At 26.0% G+C, this 17,887-nt stretch carries 17 protein-coding genes and 1 CRISPR repeat array; of the genes, 1 reads left to right on the top strand and 16 read right to left on the bottom strand.

From position 1 onward, the window contains the following. From dpsA to IR151_RS07785, 4 genes are all read right to left on the bottom strand, one after another. The gene (gene dpsA / locus IR151_RS07800) at window positions 1-876 is read right to left on the bottom strand and encodes a dipicolinate synthase subunit DpsA (protein ID WP_227433957.1); all 876 of its coding nucleotides are present in this window, start codon (window positions 874-876) and stop codon (window positions 1-3) included. A gap of 69 nt (window positions 877-945) precedes the next feature. After that, window positions 946-2,337: an AMP-binding protein gene (locus tag IR151_RS07795; RefSeq protein WP_227433956.1), complete on the bottom strand. Its 1,392-nt coding sequence runs from the start codon at window positions 2,335-2,337 to the stop codon at window positions 946-948. Window positions 2,338-2,340: 3 nt separating this feature from the next. Further along, window positions 2,341-3,477 carry an acetyl-CoA C-acyltransferase gene (locus IR151_RS07790; RefSeq protein ID WP_227433955.1) on the bottom strand — a complete coding sequence of 379 codons (1,137 nt, stop codon included), beginning with the start codon at window positions 3,475-3,477 and terminating at the stop codon, window positions 2,341-2,343. A gap of 19 nt (window positions 3,478-3,496) precedes the next feature. Then, a complete protein-coding gene (locus tag IR151_RS07785; RefSeq protein WP_227433954.1) occupies window positions 3,497-4,042 on the bottom strand; it encodes a biotin transporter BioY in 546 nt (181 codons plus the stop codon). 294 nt (window positions 4,043-4,336) lie between these two features. Here IR151_RS07785 and IR151_RS07780 point away from each other — a divergent pair, with 294 nt between their 5' ends. Continuing rightward, the gene (locus tag IR151_RS07780; RefSeq protein WP_227433953.1) at window positions 4,337-5,116 is read left to right on the top strand and encodes a hypothetical protein; all 780 of its coding nucleotides are present in this window, start codon (window positions 4,337-4,339) and stop codon (window positions 5,114-5,116) included. A gap of 217 nt (window positions 5,117-5,333) precedes the next feature. Here IR151_RS07780 and IR151_RS20170 read toward each other — a convergent pair whose 3' ends face one another. The 12 genes from IR151_RS20170 to IR151_RS07725 form a co-directional block, all read right to left on the bottom strand. Further along, the gene (locus tag IR151_RS20170; RefSeq protein ID WP_255613285.1) at window positions 5,334-5,462 is read right to left on the bottom strand and encodes a hypothetical protein; all 129 of its coding nucleotides are present in this window, start codon (window positions 5,460-5,462) and stop codon (window positions 5,334-5,336) included. 211 nt (window positions 5,463-5,673) lie between these two features. Further along, entirely contained in the window at window positions 5,674-5,895 is a 222-nt protein-coding gene (locus IR151_RS07775) for a hypothetical protein (protein WP_227433952.1), read from the bottom strand. A gap of 275 nt (window positions 5,896-6,170) precedes the next feature. Then, window positions 6,171-6,605, bottom strand: coding sequence for an N-acetyltransferase (locus IR151_RS07770; protein WP_227433951.1), 435 nt, complete (start codon window positions 6,603-6,605; stop codon window positions 6,171-6,173). A 64-nt stretch (window positions 6,606-6,669) separates the two neighbouring features. Continuing rightward, a CRISPR array of direct repeats spans window positions 6,670-8,259; the repeat unit is 29 nt; unit sequence CTTTACATACCACTTAGTTAATATAAAAC. A gap of 183 nt (window positions 8,260-8,442) precedes the next feature. Continuing rightward, window positions 8,443-8,709 carry a CRISPR-associated endonuclease Cas2 gene (gene cas2 / locus IR151_RS07765; RefSeq protein ID WP_227433950.1) on the bottom strand — a complete coding sequence of 89 codons (267 nt, stop codon included), beginning with the start codon at window positions 8,707-8,709 and terminating at the stop codon, window positions 8,443-8,445. A gap of 3 nt (window positions 8,710-8,712) precedes the next feature. Beyond that, entirely contained in the window at window positions 8,713-9,693 is a 981-nt protein-coding gene (cas1b, locus tag IR151_RS07760; RefSeq protein ID WP_227433949.1) for a type I-B CRISPR-associated endonuclease Cas1b, read from the bottom strand. Window positions 9,694-9,695: 2 nt separating this feature from the next. Further along, window positions 9,696-10,214, bottom strand: a complete 519-nt coding sequence (gene cas4 / locus IR151_RS07755; protein ID WP_413927170.1) for a CRISPR-associated protein Cas4 — start codon at window positions 10,212-10,214, stop codon at window positions 9,696-9,698. Window positions 10,215-10,261: 47 nt separating this feature from the next. Continuing rightward, a complete protein-coding gene (cas3, locus tag IR151_RS07750; protein ID WP_227433948.1) occupies window positions 10,262-12,583 on the bottom strand; it encodes a CRISPR-associated helicase Cas3' in 2,322 nt (773 codons plus the stop codon). Then, window positions 12,570-13,295: a type I-B CRISPR-associated protein Cas5b gene (gene cas5b, locus IR151_RS07745; RefSeq protein WP_227433947.1), complete on the bottom strand. Its 726-nt coding sequence runs from the start codon at window positions 13,293-13,295 to the stop codon at window positions 12,570-12,572. The genes cas3 and cas5b overlap by 14 nt, the downstream gene beginning before the upstream one ends. Before the next feature lies 1 nt (window position 13,296). Continuing rightward, window positions 13,297-14,211, bottom strand: a complete 915-nt coding sequence (cas7i, locus tag IR151_RS07740; protein ID WP_227433946.1) for a type I-B CRISPR-associated protein Cas7/Cst2/DevR — start codon at window positions 14,209-14,211, stop codon at window positions 13,297-13,299. 1 nt (window position 14,212) lies between these two features. Then, window positions 14,213-16,069 (bottom strand): type I-B CRISPR-associated protein Cas8b1/Cst1, encoded by a 1,857-nt coding sequence (gene cas8a1 / locus IR151_RS07735; protein ID WP_227433945.1) that lies wholly within the window; start codon window positions 16,067-16,069, stop codon window positions 14,213-14,215. Between the two features lie 5 nt (window positions 16,070-16,074). Continuing rightward, complete coding sequence (gene cas6 / locus IR151_RS07730) at window positions 16,075-16,812, bottom strand: CRISPR-associated endoribonuclease Cas6 (RefSeq protein ID WP_227433944.1); 738 nt, start codon at window positions 16,810-16,812, stop codon at window positions 16,075-16,077. A 78-nt stretch (window positions 16,813-16,890) separates the two neighbouring features. Continuing rightward, window positions 16,891-17,844 carry a WYL domain-containing protein gene (locus IR151_RS07725; RefSeq protein WP_227433943.1) on the bottom strand — a complete coding sequence of 318 codons (954 nt, stop codon included), beginning with the start codon at window positions 17,842-17,844 and terminating at the stop codon, window positions 16,891-16,893. Window positions 17,845-17,887: the final 43 nt, after the last annotated feature.

Below are 17,887 nucleotides of genomic sequence, written 5' to 3'. Positions count from 1 at the left end.
CTAATCCCTTCTTTCATTTATAATATTTTCTATAGCGTTAACAAGAATTTCACCAGATGTCTTTGGTGAGTATTTACCAGGAAGCCCAAGACAAAGATTTGCATTAATACCTAAATTTTGTGTAACAGAATAATCTAATCCACCAGGAGAAGAAGCTATATCTATAATAGTTACTTCTCTTGATACTTTTTCTAATTTTTCTTTTATTAAAATACATTCTGGTATGGTATTAAAAATATAATCAAACTTTGAAAGATTTTCATCAAGTTGATTTAAAGAAATACTAGAATACCCAAATGCATTAGCCGTACTCCTTGCATCATTATTTCTTGCTCCAACACATACATTTGCATCTAAAGCATATAATTTTTTAGCAAGTATTTGTGCACACCTTCCAAAGCCTAGTACTAGACAGTTACTTTGGTGCATATTGATTAGACTTCTTTTAATCGCTTCTGCTATAGCTCCTTCAGCTGTAGCAACTGCATTTAAAATAGCAACATCATTCATCTTCATAAAATCATAAACCTGAATAGAGTGTTGCTCACAAAATTTGTAAACTTTAGTTGGTATGTTTCCTCCAAATAGTATTTGATTAGGAGATAAGTTAATTAACAAGTTATCAATAGTAGCATCGAGACAACCATCAGTATTTTCAATACTAAATTGATTTTTTGTAAATGGAATTGGACATAAAATAATGGAACTTTTGGATAGTGCTTCAGCTAGTGAAGTTGCTTTTCCAGCGATTCCATTTATAATTTCATTTGCTATTCCATATATAACTACAGAATATCCTTTATTAATTAGTTTTTTTACCATGTACACTTGTCGCAGGTCTCCGCCTATAACAGTTATATCGTATTGATTTGACATATTGTAAGCCTCCTTTACTATATACAATATGTTTTTATCAATATATTGGTTCACTAAAATTATTAAATATTATACTTCTAACATTTCTAATAGTGCCAATCTATCTATCTTTTCAGAAGATGTATATGGTAATGAATCTAAAAAAATAATTTTTCTTGGAATTTCATTTCTAATTAAATAATTTCTAATCTTAATCAATAAATCCTTTTTTGTAATCTTACCTATGGTTGTTACAAATAATGCAATTTGACTTCCCCTTATAGTATCTAAATAAGGTAATGCAACTGCATCTTCAACTTGAGGAATTCTTTTTACTATATTTTCAAGTTTGATAGAACTGACTTTAAATCCACCAATGTTTACAACATCATCACTTCTTCCTTCAAATATCAAATATCCATCATCATCAAAATATCCAATGTCATTGACAGAATAAGGCTCTGATGCATTATATACTGCATATTTGGTATTTACAAAAATTATTCCATCCTTAATATATACATCTATTTTTGGAAATGGTTTACCTACACTTAGTGGTTTCTCAATCAATTCATCATAACACAAATATGTAATGTAGTTTAATTCACTTGCTCCATAATATAAAATGATTTCAGAATCTGGCATATATTTTTTTATTTTTATTGCTGTATCCTCAAACAACAATTGAGAACCTGTAAAAACACTTCTAACTTTAACTATTATCTCACTTAAATATTTAACCAGTAACTGAAGCTTTGTAGGTATAAGATATATATTAGTTATATTATATTGTTTTATTACATTTATCCATGTTTTACAATTTAAACCTGAATTTATTACAACACTACCACCTTCATATAGTACTGACATTATAGAATTTAGATTTCCTGTAAAACTAAGTGTTCCATTGATAAATAAAATAGAGTCCTCAGAAATATGGAAAATTTCATTTTGTATAGGAAAAAATCCAGCCCAGCTTTCATATGTTCTATATAATACTTTTGGTACATTTGTAGAGCCTGAAGATAAAGCTCCCATACAAATCTCTTTATCTAAATAGTTTAAAATATTATTATATTGATATACATTTATACTATAATGTTCTGTAGAAGAATTAGCTACCTTTAATATTCTATTGCAACTACCATTAGATAAATCATTTATATCTATATTCTCATCGGATATAACAATTGAAATATTATTCTTTATTAAAATATCACTTAATACTATTTTAGAAAGATTATAATGACAAATGATAGGAACATTATTTGAATAGTTAACACCTAAAAAACTTACTAATTGGAACTTTATATTTTTAGAATAAATTAAAACAGGAATATTTTCACCTATAGAAATCTGTCTCCCAATCTCCTCACTATCTCTTAATATATTGTCATAAGTATACTTTTCTCCATCTATAATCAAAAAATCTTTATCTTTATAGTTGTTTCTTTTTACTTTTAAAAGTTCATAGTAATTCATAATCTACACCCTTTCAATCAATAAAGCAGAACCCAATCCTCCAGCAGCTGCTATAGAGCAAATTCCATACTTCCCATTAGTCTTTTCAAGTGCTTTTAAAAGATGTAACGCAATAATTGCACCAGAAGCACCATATGGATGACCATATGCTAAAGCCCCTCCAAATATATTATATCTATCAATTAATTCTGGATATTTTCTTTGAAATAAAACATCTATAACTGCAAATGCTTCATTAAATTCAATAGCAGATATGTCCATATAGTTAAGCTTTTCTATATCCAAAAGCCTCTCCATAGCTTTTATAGCAGATGTTGGACTTAATTGTGGCTCTGTTCCTATTGTACAAGAATTGATAACTTTAGCCTTTGGATTCTTTTTTGTATTCTCTAAATATTTTTTAGAACACAGAATAAGAAATGAAGCCCCATCATTAATAAGACATGCATTTGCTGCATTTGTAATACTTCCCTTTCCTAAAATTGAAGGTATCCTATCTAATAATCTTTGGCTCATTTTATCACGTATACCTTCATCATATGTATTGCTATCTATAGGAAATATAATATCTTCAAGAAATTTTTCTTCTCTTGTGTTTTTTGCTCTTCTATGACTTTCTTTCACCCAATAATCTAATTCTGCTTTCTCAATTTTATATAACTTTGCCACTCTTTCTGCACCTTCAAGCATACTATTCTCACTATTATTATCTGGAGAAAATTGAGCAACTGCATAGCTTGGATTATTAATATTATACCTCCTATCGTTTTTATGATATGTACGCATTGGTTGTAGAGAACTACTCTCAAAACCTCCTGCAATAATTAAATCGCATTGCCCAGATTTAATCTTTGAAAATGCTATATCTAAGCTCATCATAGCAGAAGCACATTGCATATCTACAGTAAAAGCAGGAACTTTACTTTCTATTCCCGCTGTTAAAGTCATTAATCTTGTGATATTTCCTCCTGTACCAACTGCATTTCCACATATAATCTCATCAATCTTATCAATCTCATACTTTTCAATTAGGTGTTTTAAAACCTTTGCTCCTAGTAATTCTGGTTGAACACATTGAAAAATTCCATTTTTTAGACCAATATGACTTCTTAATCCTCCTAGTATAAAAACATCTTCCATACATTATATCCTCTCTTCATCATAGATTTCTTTTTAGTACGTTATTTAATTTAACACCTAAAAAAGATGCAATAATTGCTTTTATTGTATCTCCAATTAAAAATGGTACAACAGCTGCAAAAAGTGCTGCTTCTACCGTCATTTGATTAAAGTAACACATAAATACTGTTCCCATAAAATATATAATAGGCATACCAACAAAAATTGTTATTGGTATATATCTCTTAATATCATTATTTTTACCTTTTAATAAGCTAATAATTAGTGCTGCAAATAAAAATCCAAAATAAAAACCACCTGTTGGACTTAGTAATTTACCAATTCCAGATGCTCCTCCTCCAAATACAGGTATTCCAATTAAACCTATCATTATGTATACACCAACTGTACTAAATGCTTGTCTTGGTGTTAATATTAAAGCTATTAGATTTATCATTATTGTTTGTGCTGTTACTCCTGCTGGTGTAAATGGTAATGGTATATATATGTATGATGATATACATAATAATGCTACACATATTGACATTTTAGTTAAATCTTGAATATTTACTCTATTATTTTTCATTTTCATAATTCCCTTCATATGTCTTATTCAATTTAGTTTATATGTACATATACAAATCTTCTATTAAAGCTTTGTTTTAGTATAAAAGAAAGCTGTTTTTTTGTCAACCTAAAATATTGTATAGGTTTACATTCAACTTATAAGTAAACTTGCTTCTAATCCTTTATGTTTTAATGGTTATTTATAAAATTTTACTTATAAACAAATCTATTTGCCCTATACTTGTAAATTATAATATGATATATTTTATATGAGATTTTATTTCATATAATAAATTAACAAGGAAGTGACAATATGAAAACTAATGAAAATCAATTAAACAACATAGATAAAGAACTAGATGAACTTAGTAAAAAAGTTTATCTAGAATCCCCAGATTTTTGGATAAGTATTTCTGATAAGATAATAGATAAAGTTTTTGATGAAATGTTATTATTTTTTGCAGTAAAATATGATTATTACAATATACTATCTTTTGCAATTGAAAACAATTATATAGATTTAAATATGCCATCAAAAAATAAAGACTATCCAGATATAATGAGTCATTTTTTATACACAGCAAAACAAAATAAAGATAAAAAGATTTACAATTACCTTTTAAACTTAAATAAAAAATATACCATAGGTGAAAACTCCTCTTTAGATGATTCAAATCGCAATACTGAAAAGGACACTTTTGAAAAAAAAGATGTATATATTCCAAAATATATGTGTCCAAATTGTAATACAAATATTTTTGATACAGGCTATAGAGTGTCAAATGATATAACATATAAATTTTCTTTTCAAGATGCTGAACCGATTGAAGTATCTAATGAGATTTCTTCTATTAAATGTTGTAATTGTGATAAATTAATAGAGAATGTAACTACTGACAAATTGTATAGTATATGTAAAATTCAAAACTGTGATAATTGTGGTTCTAGCTTAACTAAAGTAGGAATTATTGCAAAGAAAAAAATGGAGTTTAATGAGAATACTGAAGAATTTGGGTATGTTTCAACGTCTTATTGTTGTAGCAATTGTGGTTCTGAAATAGATTCTTCTCAACGAGAATATTTTAAGCTTTAATATTTTATATTTTAAAAATAATTTCAAATAAGAATACTATGTTATTAAATATTATTATAGAAATTTTTGTGGACATATTTGGAGATATAATTTAAATGCTTTTTGCATAGACACTTTAATAGTAATTAAAATTGCTATGAAATTAGATATTATTAAACTAATTTCATAGCAATTTTTAGTAATATAATTTTTATTAATTTTGGACAAATTTTATTTTCTATCTCTTTAATGTACCGACCATAACTCTTAAATCAATTGTTATATTAGATATCCCTGACTCTATCAACCTTAAAATCTCTTCTTCATCTGATGTTGATGTTAAAGGAGTCATTTTAACTAAGTTCATTAAATTTAATATATTGATATCAGTTTTATAATTGATTCTATTTTCATAAATTACATCAAGGTGTTTTTTAAATCCAACTACAATGTTTTTATTATTATAATCATTATTCTTTATATTTCCCTGTATACTTTTCCTTATTTCTTTTAAATAATTTGATTATTGGACAATCTTTACTATTATTCCATCATCATTTAAAGCCCTTGTAAATTCCTTATAATTTGCAGGAGAAATTATATTTAATATTTTTATCTTCATATAATTTATTTAAGAAATATCCTTCTCCACATCCAGCATCTAAAATGTGGTTATGCATTACATACTTTGTTTCTTCTATTAAATTATCATATACTTTAGAATTATATATTTCATGTCTTGATTCAAATAATTCTTTATCATAAATAGTTTTAGTATTACTATTCAATTTAAACAGCACGAAATTATGGCTACTTATATAAGGTATATTTTTCTATCTTATATAAAATTATGTTATAGGTTTTTGTAAAATAGCCACAATTTGTGCACTATCCTCTTATTCTAAAATAATACATAAATGCTCTTTTATTCATTATTTTATCCTCCCATAGTTATATATTTTGTAATATTGATTAAATTACAAGCATATATAATTCATGATTTTAAAGTTTACTATTATAAAAATACATCTATTCGAGTAATAAATTCTTTTATTACTATTCTAATGTGAATATACTAAAGTTGTTTACTATATTCCATTATATATTCTTTAAATCCTGAATCTTCATTTATTTGTTCTTTTACTATATTAAAACCTTTTTTGCTATAAAATACAACTGCCTTTTTATTATCTTTATATACTGCTAAACTTAGATTTTTATATTCTTTAAGTGCATAGTCTAAAAGTTTACTTCCTATTCCTAAGTTTTGATAATTTGTACTTATAAACAATGCTCCTATAAATTCATTGTCTATAATACTTATAAATCCTTTTATTTCTTCTTCGTCATCATATACAAAAGTTTCAGATATAGGCATATATTCGTTTTTGACAGTATTGTAGTTATTTTTCCAATAATCTTTATTTATAAAATCATGTGCTTTGATTGTACTTTCTTCCCATATTTCCATTATTTTTTCTATATCTTTGTTATTTGATTTTCTTATCATAAATTTTATTTCACCTCATTTTTTTATTGCTTTCTTATTATTATTTATAGAATATGTATGTTTTATTTAGATATTATTTAGTTAATATAAAACCTAATAGCTTTGAAACTTCTTCTACTTTCCAATCCACTTTACATACCACTTAGTTAATATAAAACTCATCTAAAAAAACTATATAATTAAAATAATCCTTCTTTACATACCACTTAGTTAATATAAAACAAGTCATGTATTATTCTTTTAATACAGAAGGGGACACTTTACATACCACTTAGTTAATATAAAACCTTGTAAATAGCAAAGCCTGGATAGATTTTCCCCCTTTACATACCACTTAGTTAATATAAAACAACAAAGATATTACAGATATAATTACAGTAAACATAACTTTACATACCACTTAGTTAATATAAAACCTTATTCCGGAGGAACGGATTTAAAAGGATTTAATTACTTTACATACCACTTAGTTAATATAAAACGACGTTAAAGATGTAAGTTACTATAAAGTATATCAACTTTACATACCACTTAGTTAATATAAAACTGAGCTTATAAATGGATTTAAACTGTATATAAGTGACTTTACATACCACTTAGTTAATATAAAACCTCCAAAACATTTGCTTGAATATCTACACTCTATACACTTTACATACCACTTAGTTAATATAAAACACAAGAAGAAAGTACACGTGCGTTGAGTGATATTAACTTTACATACCACTTAGTTAATATAAAACTAGGATAACTTCCTTTGCCCAGTATGTCGGCATTTTCTTTACATACCACTTAGTTAATATAAAACTTGAAATTTCAAAGATTAATTGGGCGTATGCAGGGCTTTACATACCACTTAGTTAATATAAAACCTTATGCTCTCCTAATTTATTAAAATATTTATTAGCCTTTACATACCACTTAGTTAATATAAAACCATTACATTTTTAGCTTCATCTTTTTTTGACTCGTCTTTACATACCACTTAGTTAATATAAAACCCTTATTCTCTGATTTTTTTAAACCTTTTTTTGCTGTCTTTACATACCACTTAGTTAATATAAAACGAGAAATAAGTGATTATGAGAAAATGTTGCAAGCTACTTTACATACCACTTAGTTAATATAAAACCAAAAGAGCGTTTTTTAATTTCCAACACTTTAATAATCTTTACATACCACTTAGTTAATATAAAACGCTCCGGATTGACTACCTGTTCCGGTTTTGGTGGAACCTTTACATACCACTTAGTTAATATAAAACGCACAACTTTAACATGATAAACTTCCTCGCAAACGACTTTACATACCACTTAGTTAATATAAAACCAACGTTTAGAGGTCTTTTTATGTTGTCAGTAGTTTCTTTACATACCACTTAGTTAATATAAAACGGAAATTTTTTCTCTACATCTGATTTTGATGCTCCTCTTTACATACCACTTAGTTAATATAAAACGAGACTTGACATGGAGTCAGTCACCAAATCAGAAGTCTTTACATACCACTTAGTTAATATAAAACTTTAATATTCGTTTTAGAATAGGGTTAACTTCTATCTTTACATACCACTTAGTTAATATAAAACTTGAAATCATCTAATACTCCCCCTCTTACATTTCCATCTTTACATACCACTTAGTTAATATAAAACCCCAAAATAGGTCTAATTGAGTACATTGAAAATACTATACTCAAGCAATTACAATTAAATAAAAATATCAAATTTTGCAGTGAGCGAACAGCAGTGCAATTGAGAATAATTATCACACACTCTCAATGCCTTATATTCCAACTGTTAAACCCTATTTTAGCATAAATTTCGCTCACTGCAAACCTATATAAACATTTCATCAGAATACTTATCAATACCATAACATTTCTTTTTAATTGAATTAGGATTTTTTATCTCATAAACATAAATAGAATCTTCACTATTATCAATAACCTTTTCTATTTCAGAAATACATTTATGTAACTTTCCATCAGTAATATCTCCTTCAAAAACAGAATTCTGTGTCCAAGTCAAATATTTTCTGAGTATTTTTCTAATCCTGTTTAGTGATTTAGGTTCAACAACATCATAAGTAACAATAACAAACATTCTCTACCACCATGCCTTTAAAACTTTATACTTTTCATCATTGATAAAATGTTTAATCAATTTATAACATTCTAACCTTATAAACATTCTATATGAAACTTTTCTATTAAGATTTCTATGTTTTATAGTTGTTTGCATCTTATTTTCAAATTCTTGTAAAAATTTCTTCTTTCCTTTTTCACTTAAATAACAAATTTTGTCCTGATATTCAAAATCACTCTTATTAATTCTTTTGTTATTAATCAAGCTAAAAATTATTGTATCAATTATAATAGGCTTGAAAATTTCTGCAATGTCTAAGCTTAAAGAAAATCTCTTTGTTGATGGTTCGTGTAAAAAGCTTATTGTAGGGTCAAGTTGTGTCTTATATATCTCACTTAAAACATTCGTATACATTATGCTATTTCCAAAAGACATAAGAGCATTTACTGGGTCTTTGGGAGGTCTTTTTTCTCTTTTATAAAACTCAAAATCATCTTTCAATATTTGATTAAATGATTTATAGTATGTTTTTCTTATTCTACCTTCTTTACCCATAAGTTCTGATATTTCTTTGACATCATTCAAACTATTTAGTTCATCTTTTATAGTATCAATTAAGCTTTCATCAACTTTGTAATACCTCATATTTCTTAAAATATGGTATGACGCACTTTCCACAAAGGATTTTGCTAAATATAGTCTTTCATTTTTATCTAAATAACAGGCTGATTGACATACTAAACTGAATCCTGATACATTTTTCTTCCTTGGGTAATATGTACCTGAATAATATCCATAGTAATTATAGAAATGAAGCATAACCCCATATTGACTTATATAATTTATCAGTTTTGTGTTTAAATCAACTTCGCCATATATATGAATATCATCAACTTGTTCTACTGGTAATATTTTTTTCTCACCTTCCAAATTATAATAGTAAATTGTATTTTCTTTTCTTTTTATATTACCATTACTTATAATATAATAATCTCTATACATTGTTACTCCTCCTTTACAAAACAAAATTCATAATAAGCACATTTTGTACAATAAGATTTCTTTTCAATTTTTGGAGGAGATAACTTCATATTTATTTCATTTATATTTATAAGTGTGTTTTCAATAATTCTTTCTTTTTCCTCTGTCAATATCAATTCTTCTTGCTTCTTTTCCTTAACGTAATTTATAGTTCCTTTTTTCTCTATACCCATACTATTCTTTAAATAGTATAAGTAATAGTATAACTGCATTTCATCTGCTTCTTTCATCTTTGAACTTATTTTCACTTCTTTTAGATACTCATCCTTTAATATATCTAGTTTTAAAATATCATCAATCAGCACTTCTTTATTTTTCATTCTTTTATATGAATCTTCATGTACTATCTTTCCAGATAATACCCTATTACTATTTTGTTCCATAGTTATTCCTTTAGAGAATAACCATAGTTTTCTTTTACATACATAATAATAATTTATCTTTACACCTTGAACTTTTAATACTTCTAAATCTATTGGCACAAACTCACCTTCTTTAGTAAATTTTAGCCACATTGTTAATATAAAAATCAAATAATTTGGTCTATTTCCTTATCTATAAGCACACCTTTACCAAATATCTGTTTTGTATGTTCATTTTCATGTATATCATATTTATATAAAAGTATCTTTAAATCTTCCAGACCTTTTACATCTATGTCCACTATATTTTGCTTAGCTTTATATTTTGGTATATTTACACTTTTTTTAACTATTTCTCTTCTAACTTTTTTTCTCTTAGATTTTATTTCATGTATTAATTGTCTGTCTTCATTACTATATGCCTCTGTAAGTTCTTGCCCCAAATCTTTATAATCTTTTATTAAAGTTTCTTCAATTTTATTATATATATCCTCTGGGATTACTGTATATGCTTCAATATTTCTAAGTATACTTTGTGCCTCATCAGACCCTAAGCTATAGGGTGTTATAGTATCTAATATATTTAAAGCACGATTAAATTTTTCTTGAAAATCAGTTTTTTCTAAACTTTCTTTAGAATATAGTTTATCAACCATTTCTACTTTATCATCTTCTGTTATCTTAAAAAACTCTTTGTTCTTTATAGAAGCTTTCAATAACTCAAGTCCTTTTTCTACAATATCCTTATCATAAATACTGCCTATTCCTGTAGCTTTTTCTGTATATATAAATATATTTGGGCTATTTTCTTTATACTCACGGCTTCTATAACATCTCCCAAATCGTTGAAATAGACTATCAAGTGTTGAATTCTCTGTATGAAGCTCATCAAAATCAATGTCAAGGGATGCTTCTACTAATTGTGTTGTAATCCAAATTCCTTTACTATTACTACTTGCAAATTCTTTTATATATTTTTCTAACTTTGCTCTATCTTCTTGTATATACATAGAATGTAGAAGATTCACATTAATATCTATTCCTTTTGACTTAACTATCTCTTCTATTGATTCATATTTTTCTACAGCGCTTTTAACCGTATTTACTATTACTAAAACTTTTTTATTCATTCCACTTTGTATTATTTTTTCTAAATTTTCATCTATTGAATTTTTTACAATAGCTATACAATGTCTTATTTTTTTTGTATTGTATGTTGATTTAGCTATATTACTATCCATTACACCTCTTTTTCTTAGTTCGTCTATATATATAGTTGGCATGGTAGCTGTCATTATCATAAATTTTCCACCTATCTTATGTATCATCTCTATACCTTTTACCAATACAGCTGCTATTTCTGGTGAATATGCTTGTATCTCATCTATTACTACTTTTGAATATGCTAATGTTGAGTATACTTTTTCATACCCTCTATATAAAAAAGGAAATTTAAATATTTGGTCTATTGTAGAAAATGTCAACTTGCAAGATAATAGCTTTGCTAAATCTACAATCTCATTTGAATCTTCCTGATTACTTTCTTCCAGATAATCTATTGCTGTTGAATGTAACAATCCTAAGAATGTATCATTTGACTTTTCTAATCCAGCTATATTTTTAGTCCTATCAAATAAAGCATTTATACTTACCCTTAGTGGTAGTGTAAAAAATGCCTTATCTTTATCTATCCAAATTAAAGCGGTTTCTGTTTTCCCTATACCTGTAGAGGCTATCAATATTATATTTTTATCTCTATTAGATTTAGTAAATGATTGAGCTTCTCTTAAACTACCAAATTCTTTCATTAAATAATTCTCTGTGTGTTCTCCTATATTTATAACACTATTGCATTCCACAACTTCATGAGCAGAAGCACTATGGTCTAGCCTGTGAAGAATACCTTTTAACATAATATATAAATGATAGTATTTGTGATTTTTATCTATTCTTTTTATTACACTCTGTAGATACGCTTTACTTAATTGTTCTGTTCTTATTGGATATCTAACTTTAAATTCATGTTGTAACTCATAAACTTTATTTATTAAATCTTCATCTAATATTTTTTGTATTAAATTTCTAAAATCTTTATCTATAAATGTATCTCTTTCATGATGATATACAATAACTTGATTTAATACTGCTCTCAATTCTCTATCTTTTGACCTGTCTATACAACTATAATCAATAAATGCAGGAGAAAGATAATTATGACCTATATTATTTTCTAAATGAGTTACTATTTTAGATTCATTTGTTTCAATATACATTCTACTTCTTATTAGTTTTTGAAATGGAGAAAATGCTTTTCCAATATCATGAAATTCTATAACAAAATCAAGTAATTGCCAAAACTTATCTTTCTTGAGAAAATTTATACTATTTATATTTGTTCCATAGTATTCTCTTAACATGTTCATTTGTTTTAAAAGCTCATCAGTGTGTTCTCTCAGCGTTTCCACTGGATTAGATTTAGCATATAACATACTCTTCCTCCCAATTTATATTATTAAAATATAACAAATCTCCTTCATTATCTAATAATATATCTCCAACTGATATAGGAATTCCATCATCAACATAATAACTATCTACCTTATTCCAAACTCTTTTTTTATCTTCCTTAGCATTATTATCATAGTAATTATTAAGCCTGTAACTTATGCCCTCTATATATTCATCTTGTAAACTTGACTTTGGTATATATATAGGCATTCTTATATTATATTTTGATAACCTATAATTTTCATAATCATCTAACTGTATGTCCTCATCTACTTCAAATTTATTAACTTCTACAAATCTAATATCATTAATTCTTACTAAATCCTCTTTTCTACCTAATGATAAATGCTCACCACAATTTAATAAACTATCATATAAATTTTTTAATAATTCAAAATCTCCACCTATATGAATTATCAAATTTACATTCAATAACATATGACTGTTCATTGGCATAGACGTAACACTATCCTTTTTATAAAAATATGTTGTCTGATAATTATTAAATATACTTTCATATGTTCCTTGTACACTTATATTAAATGGTATATACTCTGTAGCATTTAATATTTTGTGAATTAATCCATTTACTGTAGAATATGGTGGCAGTGGATAAGTCTCTGTAATCTTCATAGCAAATGGTTTTTTATAGCATGCAGTTTCTTGAAATAAATCTAATTTCAAAACCTTCATATTAATTCACCTCATAATAGTCCTTTACTTCTTTAACTAGTTGCCCAAAAAATTTATCTACACTTAAAAAATTATCTTCAAATAACTCTTTAAACTCTTCTTTATTTGTAAATGCTCCATCTACCATACCCACATAGGTAAACTCTTTTAGACCCTTTCCTAAAAAAGTACCTCGAACTACTTCTTCTATAGATTGCTTATTTACTTTAAATCCATTTTTATCTCCTTTTAATTTAATTCTACCTAAGAAAAATGGATTTGCTATTTCATATACTCCTCCTACTACAAATAGAGGAGATAAATTTTCTTGTCTACCTCTAATATTTCTATTCAATATTTTTATTATTTCTAAAAATTCTACTACTCTCTTACATTTCTCTTTATTATCAAGTTCTATATCTCCATCCTTACCTATTTTAGATAAATCTATAGTCACTGTATATGTATAATAACTCAAATGTTGTTCTATGTTGGCAAGATTAGGGTGTTCTCCTATTCTATCTGCCAACCCTTTATTATTTAAAAAGTCCATATCGCTTCTATATGGCTCAAGAGAAATTGCATTACTCAATCTTATAGTAGCTTCTCTAGTCACTGAACCTCCTTTTTTATCTTTTTCATCTTTTTTATTTGTTTTCATATATCCAAATAGGTCCATTTCTTCTGATTCTTTTATACTTATATTATCTTTAAACTGAACTGTACCTTTTCCTTTATCTACAACCTGTAAATTCCAATTAAATAACTCTGCTGCTAATCTGACTATATCATATCTTAGACATTGACGAGATGCAAATGTATAGATATTTCCATCTCCTCTACTTAGTTTTTTTAATTCAGATATATTGGTTATTCCTTCACCATAGTTTAAGCTTTGAGCTTGCGTTATTACAGTAAAAGTTAATCCTCTTTTCATATTATTTTTCCTCCTTATTATCTACTTTTATATTTTTTCTATCACATTTTTCTGACATTAATCCCATTATAAATGCGTATCCTATAGCTTCAAAATCTAAATCATCTTCACTAAGCATCTGTAAAAATTCTTCTGGTGGAGTTTTTTCACTTGGTGAAAAAATTCTTAAAACTGTTTGAAAAAAATCATTCTTATTACCAACCTTAATCAAATTTAAAAGCTTGTATGTTATTCCTTCTATTTTATTTTTAGCATTTTTATCAATATAGTAATCATGTATTTCACAACCTGATTCATAAACTTTTTTTAACTTTTTATAATCCATTTTATACACTCCCCTCTTATAGTTATTTACTATTGTTCTTAATTCAACTAGTCTAAAGCAATCTGTTCCTGATATATTTGATTTATTACTACCTTCCATATCATTTTTAACTTTTTCTCTTAAAATATTATTAATTAAATGCTTCAAGTCCCTATTTTTTAAAAGTAAATCTAATACATTTGATTTAAGCTTATAATCATATATGCCTTGTATTTTTTTACTTGCCTTCCCACTTGTAAATATTTTTACTAAATATGTAGGAATATTAAAGTAATTTATTTTACACTTTTTAGCATCTATACTTGCTTTAAATTCTACAAAAAGAATATTCCTAAGTTGCCATTCACTTTTTAATTTATTTTCTTCTACTATACTTTTTATAAATTTATTAAAAAAGTTTTCATCTTTGGAATCCGATATCTCACTTTTCTGTAATTTTAACTCATTATTTCTCTCAAAAAGCTCATTTATTGAAGTATCCATGTTAACAAATAAATAAAACTCATTATCTTCATTGGATAAATAATTTTTTCTTGTATAAGTAGACCCTGCTGGAGTACAAAACAATATAAGTTTACAAACATCACATATTGATGATGTATACTCCTGATTCCAAAACATATTTCTAGAATTATTGGTACTTACTCCAAGTGGAGCAAAATTACTTTCTGAATACTCATCTAATATGCCTTTGTAGGAACCACACATTTCACATACTTCTAAACTATCCATATACTGTTTTATATCTTCTATACTTTTATTTTTCTTTATAAAGTTTTTATTTATTTCCTTCATAATTTTTTCTATAGTATTTATACTAGACTTACTAACTTTTTTTTCACTTACATCTTTAGCTATACTATCTAATCTATCATTCAAATAGTTTTTTAACTTATCATAGTTATTCTCTTCTAATAAATCCTCTAACTCCCCAAAATATATAATTTGTCTTAAATAATCATTAAACATTACCTTTTTTAATCCATATAAATCTAACTTAGCCTTAGCAACATTAAAAAAACTAACTTGTCCAAAATAATTATCTTGAACTACATATTTATAAAGATTAGCTGTAAGTCTATCATTTATTGATTTCATTTTAAATATATCCATAATCTCATCAATTAAAGTTTTTAATAAATCAAATTCATCATAACTTTTTATCTTAGACATAATATCTAGCTTTTCTTTTATCAAGTTAGAGTTATCTTCATCAAATTTTTTAACCTTATCATTTTGTTGCTTTATATTATCTTTAATTTTCTTAATTCCATCTTTGATTTTATCAGGCTTAGATTTAATAAAATTTATACTGTAATCGACACTCTTCCTAATCCTTTTTGATACATCATATTCATCCATGAAGTAATTAAAATAATACTCATGAAAGTTTTCAAGAAACGAACTATCAAATTCGATATAATCTTCCTTAATAAATATTTGTTTTTCAGTACCTGATTTTTTTAGTATATTTAGAAATCCAACTATTCCCATATTAAAGAACCAGTCACCCCTATAAACTCTTAGCTTCATTTATATCACCTCCATTCTAAAATATCTACATCCCCAAATCCTTGAGCTCGCCTAAATCCCACTCCTAAACTGTAGATAAGATTTAAATCGTCAATATCACCTTTCAATATAAACTTACCTTTGTAGCCATTAACATATTGATATTCCTTACCTGTTATTTTTTTAAACTCTCTTAAACTCTCTTTAACTACTACCTTTTTAAGAGCTATATTTTCAAACTCTAACTTTCTTTTTAATCCTTCTCCCCTATAGTTTTTGACAACTTCATTAGTTATATAGTTTAACTCTTCTATATATCTATCATCACTTATATCCAAAAATTTTCCTTCTTTAGATTTTATGCAGATTGGAGATAGAGCATTGAATAATACCATATCTTCTGTTATCTTCTTTTCTCTTGATAAATCTATTCTAATCCTTGTAAGTTCATAGTCTTTATATAAACATTTTTTAGAAGTTATTAATCCATTATATATATGGAAACCTAGTTCTAAATCTGGAGTACTTACATTCAATATTACTTTATCTTTGATAATAAAATGCTCACCTTCAATACTATATTTTTTTATATAAACTGAAAATGTGAAATTTTTAGTTTTTTTATTATGCTTTTCGTTATAATAGTACATGTCTTTATAATAATATTCACTAGACTTCCTTATTGCCTCTTTTATAATACTCATGAAGAGTGAATTATAAGATATTGGTATACAATCTGTACTAAATTCAATTTTCATTTTCATAATATCACCTCTCTCAACTACTATATTAACACTAGACCGTGAACTATACCTGTCTTAATATAAAACTAATTAAAAAAATTAGTAAAGTTTTCTCAATTTTTCAATTTCAGATAAGATATCATTCTTCAGTCTCTCAGGTTCTATGACTTCAACATAAGCTCCCATACTTAAAATCCAGCTTTTTATTTCCTCATAACCTCTCATTTTAGCTTTAAACAATATAGATTCTTCATCAACATCACTAATTTGTTGATTATTAACCCATACCTTTTCCCTTATAATTGTTGCAAATGGTTGCTTAATTTTTATAGCTATATTAATTTCTTCTCCTTTGTAAATACCTATACTATTCTTACTATATTCGTTCCAATTGAAATTTCTATCTACAATATATTTTTCGTCTAAAACAATATAATCTTTAATTCTACATAATTTAAAATCTATAAACTTAAGTCTTTTTTCACAAAAAGCTACCATATAAGTATCTGATTTATAGTTAAACAAACCATATGGATGTACAACTCTTTCACTATTTCCAGAATTCAAAGAATAATATTTTATCTTAATTTTACGTTTTGTTGTATATGCTCTAGTTATTTCATTGCATTTCTTTTTTTCAAATCCATAATCACAATTACATTTTGCTTGTATTGTGAAATAATCCATATATGTATCGCTTTTTTCCCCTGTATTTAATACTGCTTTTATTTTGTCTACAATATTATTAAATTCATTTTTATAAATATCATTATTATACTTTAGTTGTGAATTTATCATATCTAGAATTGAAACTTCATTATCTAATAATCTAATGTATGAAAGGCTATTACATTTATCTATTTCATAACCACCATAAATTCCAGGTGTTGAGTTTACAAATATGCCTGCTTGTTCCAAATATTCTTTGTAACTTTTTATTTGCCTTTCACTTACTTCCAACTCTTCTGCTAACTCTTTACATTTCATTTTACCTCTACTTTGAATTAATATCATCATTCTCAATGCATTAGCTAATTTACTAATAAATAACACCCCCTAATAACATTAATTAATATTTTATATTATTTATTTCTAC

This window comes from Clostridioides sp. ES-S-0006-03, assembly GCF_020662275.1.
Lineage (GTDB): Bacteria > Bacillota > Clostridia > Peptostreptococcales > Peptostreptococcaceae > Clostridioides.
The sequence above is the reverse complement of the archived record's forward strand: the minus strand, read 5'-3'. Positions and strand labels throughout refer to the sequence as shown.

Excerpts from the sequence above, each read along its gene's own strand:
- dpsA (WP_227433957.1), bottom strand. The coding sequence starts at position 876 with ATGTCAAATCAATACGATATAACTGTTATAGGCGGAGACCTGCGACAA.
- IR151_RS07795 (WP_227433956.1), bottom strand. The coding sequence starts at position 2,337 with ATGAATTACTATGAACTTTTAAAAGTAAAAAGAAACAACTATAAAGAT.
- IR151_RS07790 (WP_227433955.1), bottom strand. The coding sequence starts at position 3,477 with ATGGAAGATGTTTTTATACTAGGAGGATTAAGAAGTCATATTGGTCTA.
- IR151_RS07785 (WP_227433954.1), bottom strand. The coding sequence starts at position 4,042 with ATGAAAAATAATAGAGTAAATATTCAAGATTTAACTAAAATGTCAATA.
- IR151_RS07780 (WP_227433953.1), top strand. The coding sequence starts at position 4,337 with ATGAAAACTAATGAAAATCAATTAAACAACATAGATAAAGAACTAGAT.
- IR151_RS20170 (WP_255613285.1), bottom strand. The coding sequence starts at position 5,462 with ATGAACTTAGTTAAAATGACTCCTTTAACATCAACATCAGATGAAGAA.
- IR151_RS07770 (WP_227433951.1), bottom strand. The coding sequence starts at position 6,605 with ATGATAAGAAAATCAAATAACAAAGATATAGAAAAAATAATGGAAATA.
- cas2 (WP_227433950.1), bottom strand. The coding sequence starts at position 8,709 with ATGTTTGTTATTGTTACTTATGATGTTGTTGAACCTAAATCACTAAAC.
- cas1b (WP_227433949.1), bottom strand. The coding sequence starts at position 9,693 with ATGTATAGAGATTATTATATTATAAGTAATGGTAATATAAAAAGAAAA.
- cas3 (WP_227433948.1), bottom strand. The coding sequence starts at position 12,583 with ATGTTATATGCTAAATCTAATCCAGTGGAAACGCTGAGAGAACACACT.
- cas5b (WP_227433947.1), bottom strand. The coding sequence starts at position 13,295 with ATGAAGGTTTTGAAATTAGATTTATTTCAAGAAACTGCATGCTATAAA.
- cas7i (WP_227433946.1), bottom strand. The coding sequence starts at position 14,211 with ATGAAAAGAGGATTAACTTTTACTGTAATAACGCAAGCTCAAAGCTTA.
- cas8a1 (WP_227433945.1), bottom strand. The coding sequence starts at position 16,069 with ATGAAGCTAAGAGTTTATAGGGGTGACTGGTTCTTTAATATGGGAATA.
- cas6 (WP_227433944.1), bottom strand. The coding sequence starts at position 16,812 with ATGAAAATGAAAATTGAATTTAGTACAGATTGTATACCAATATCTTAT.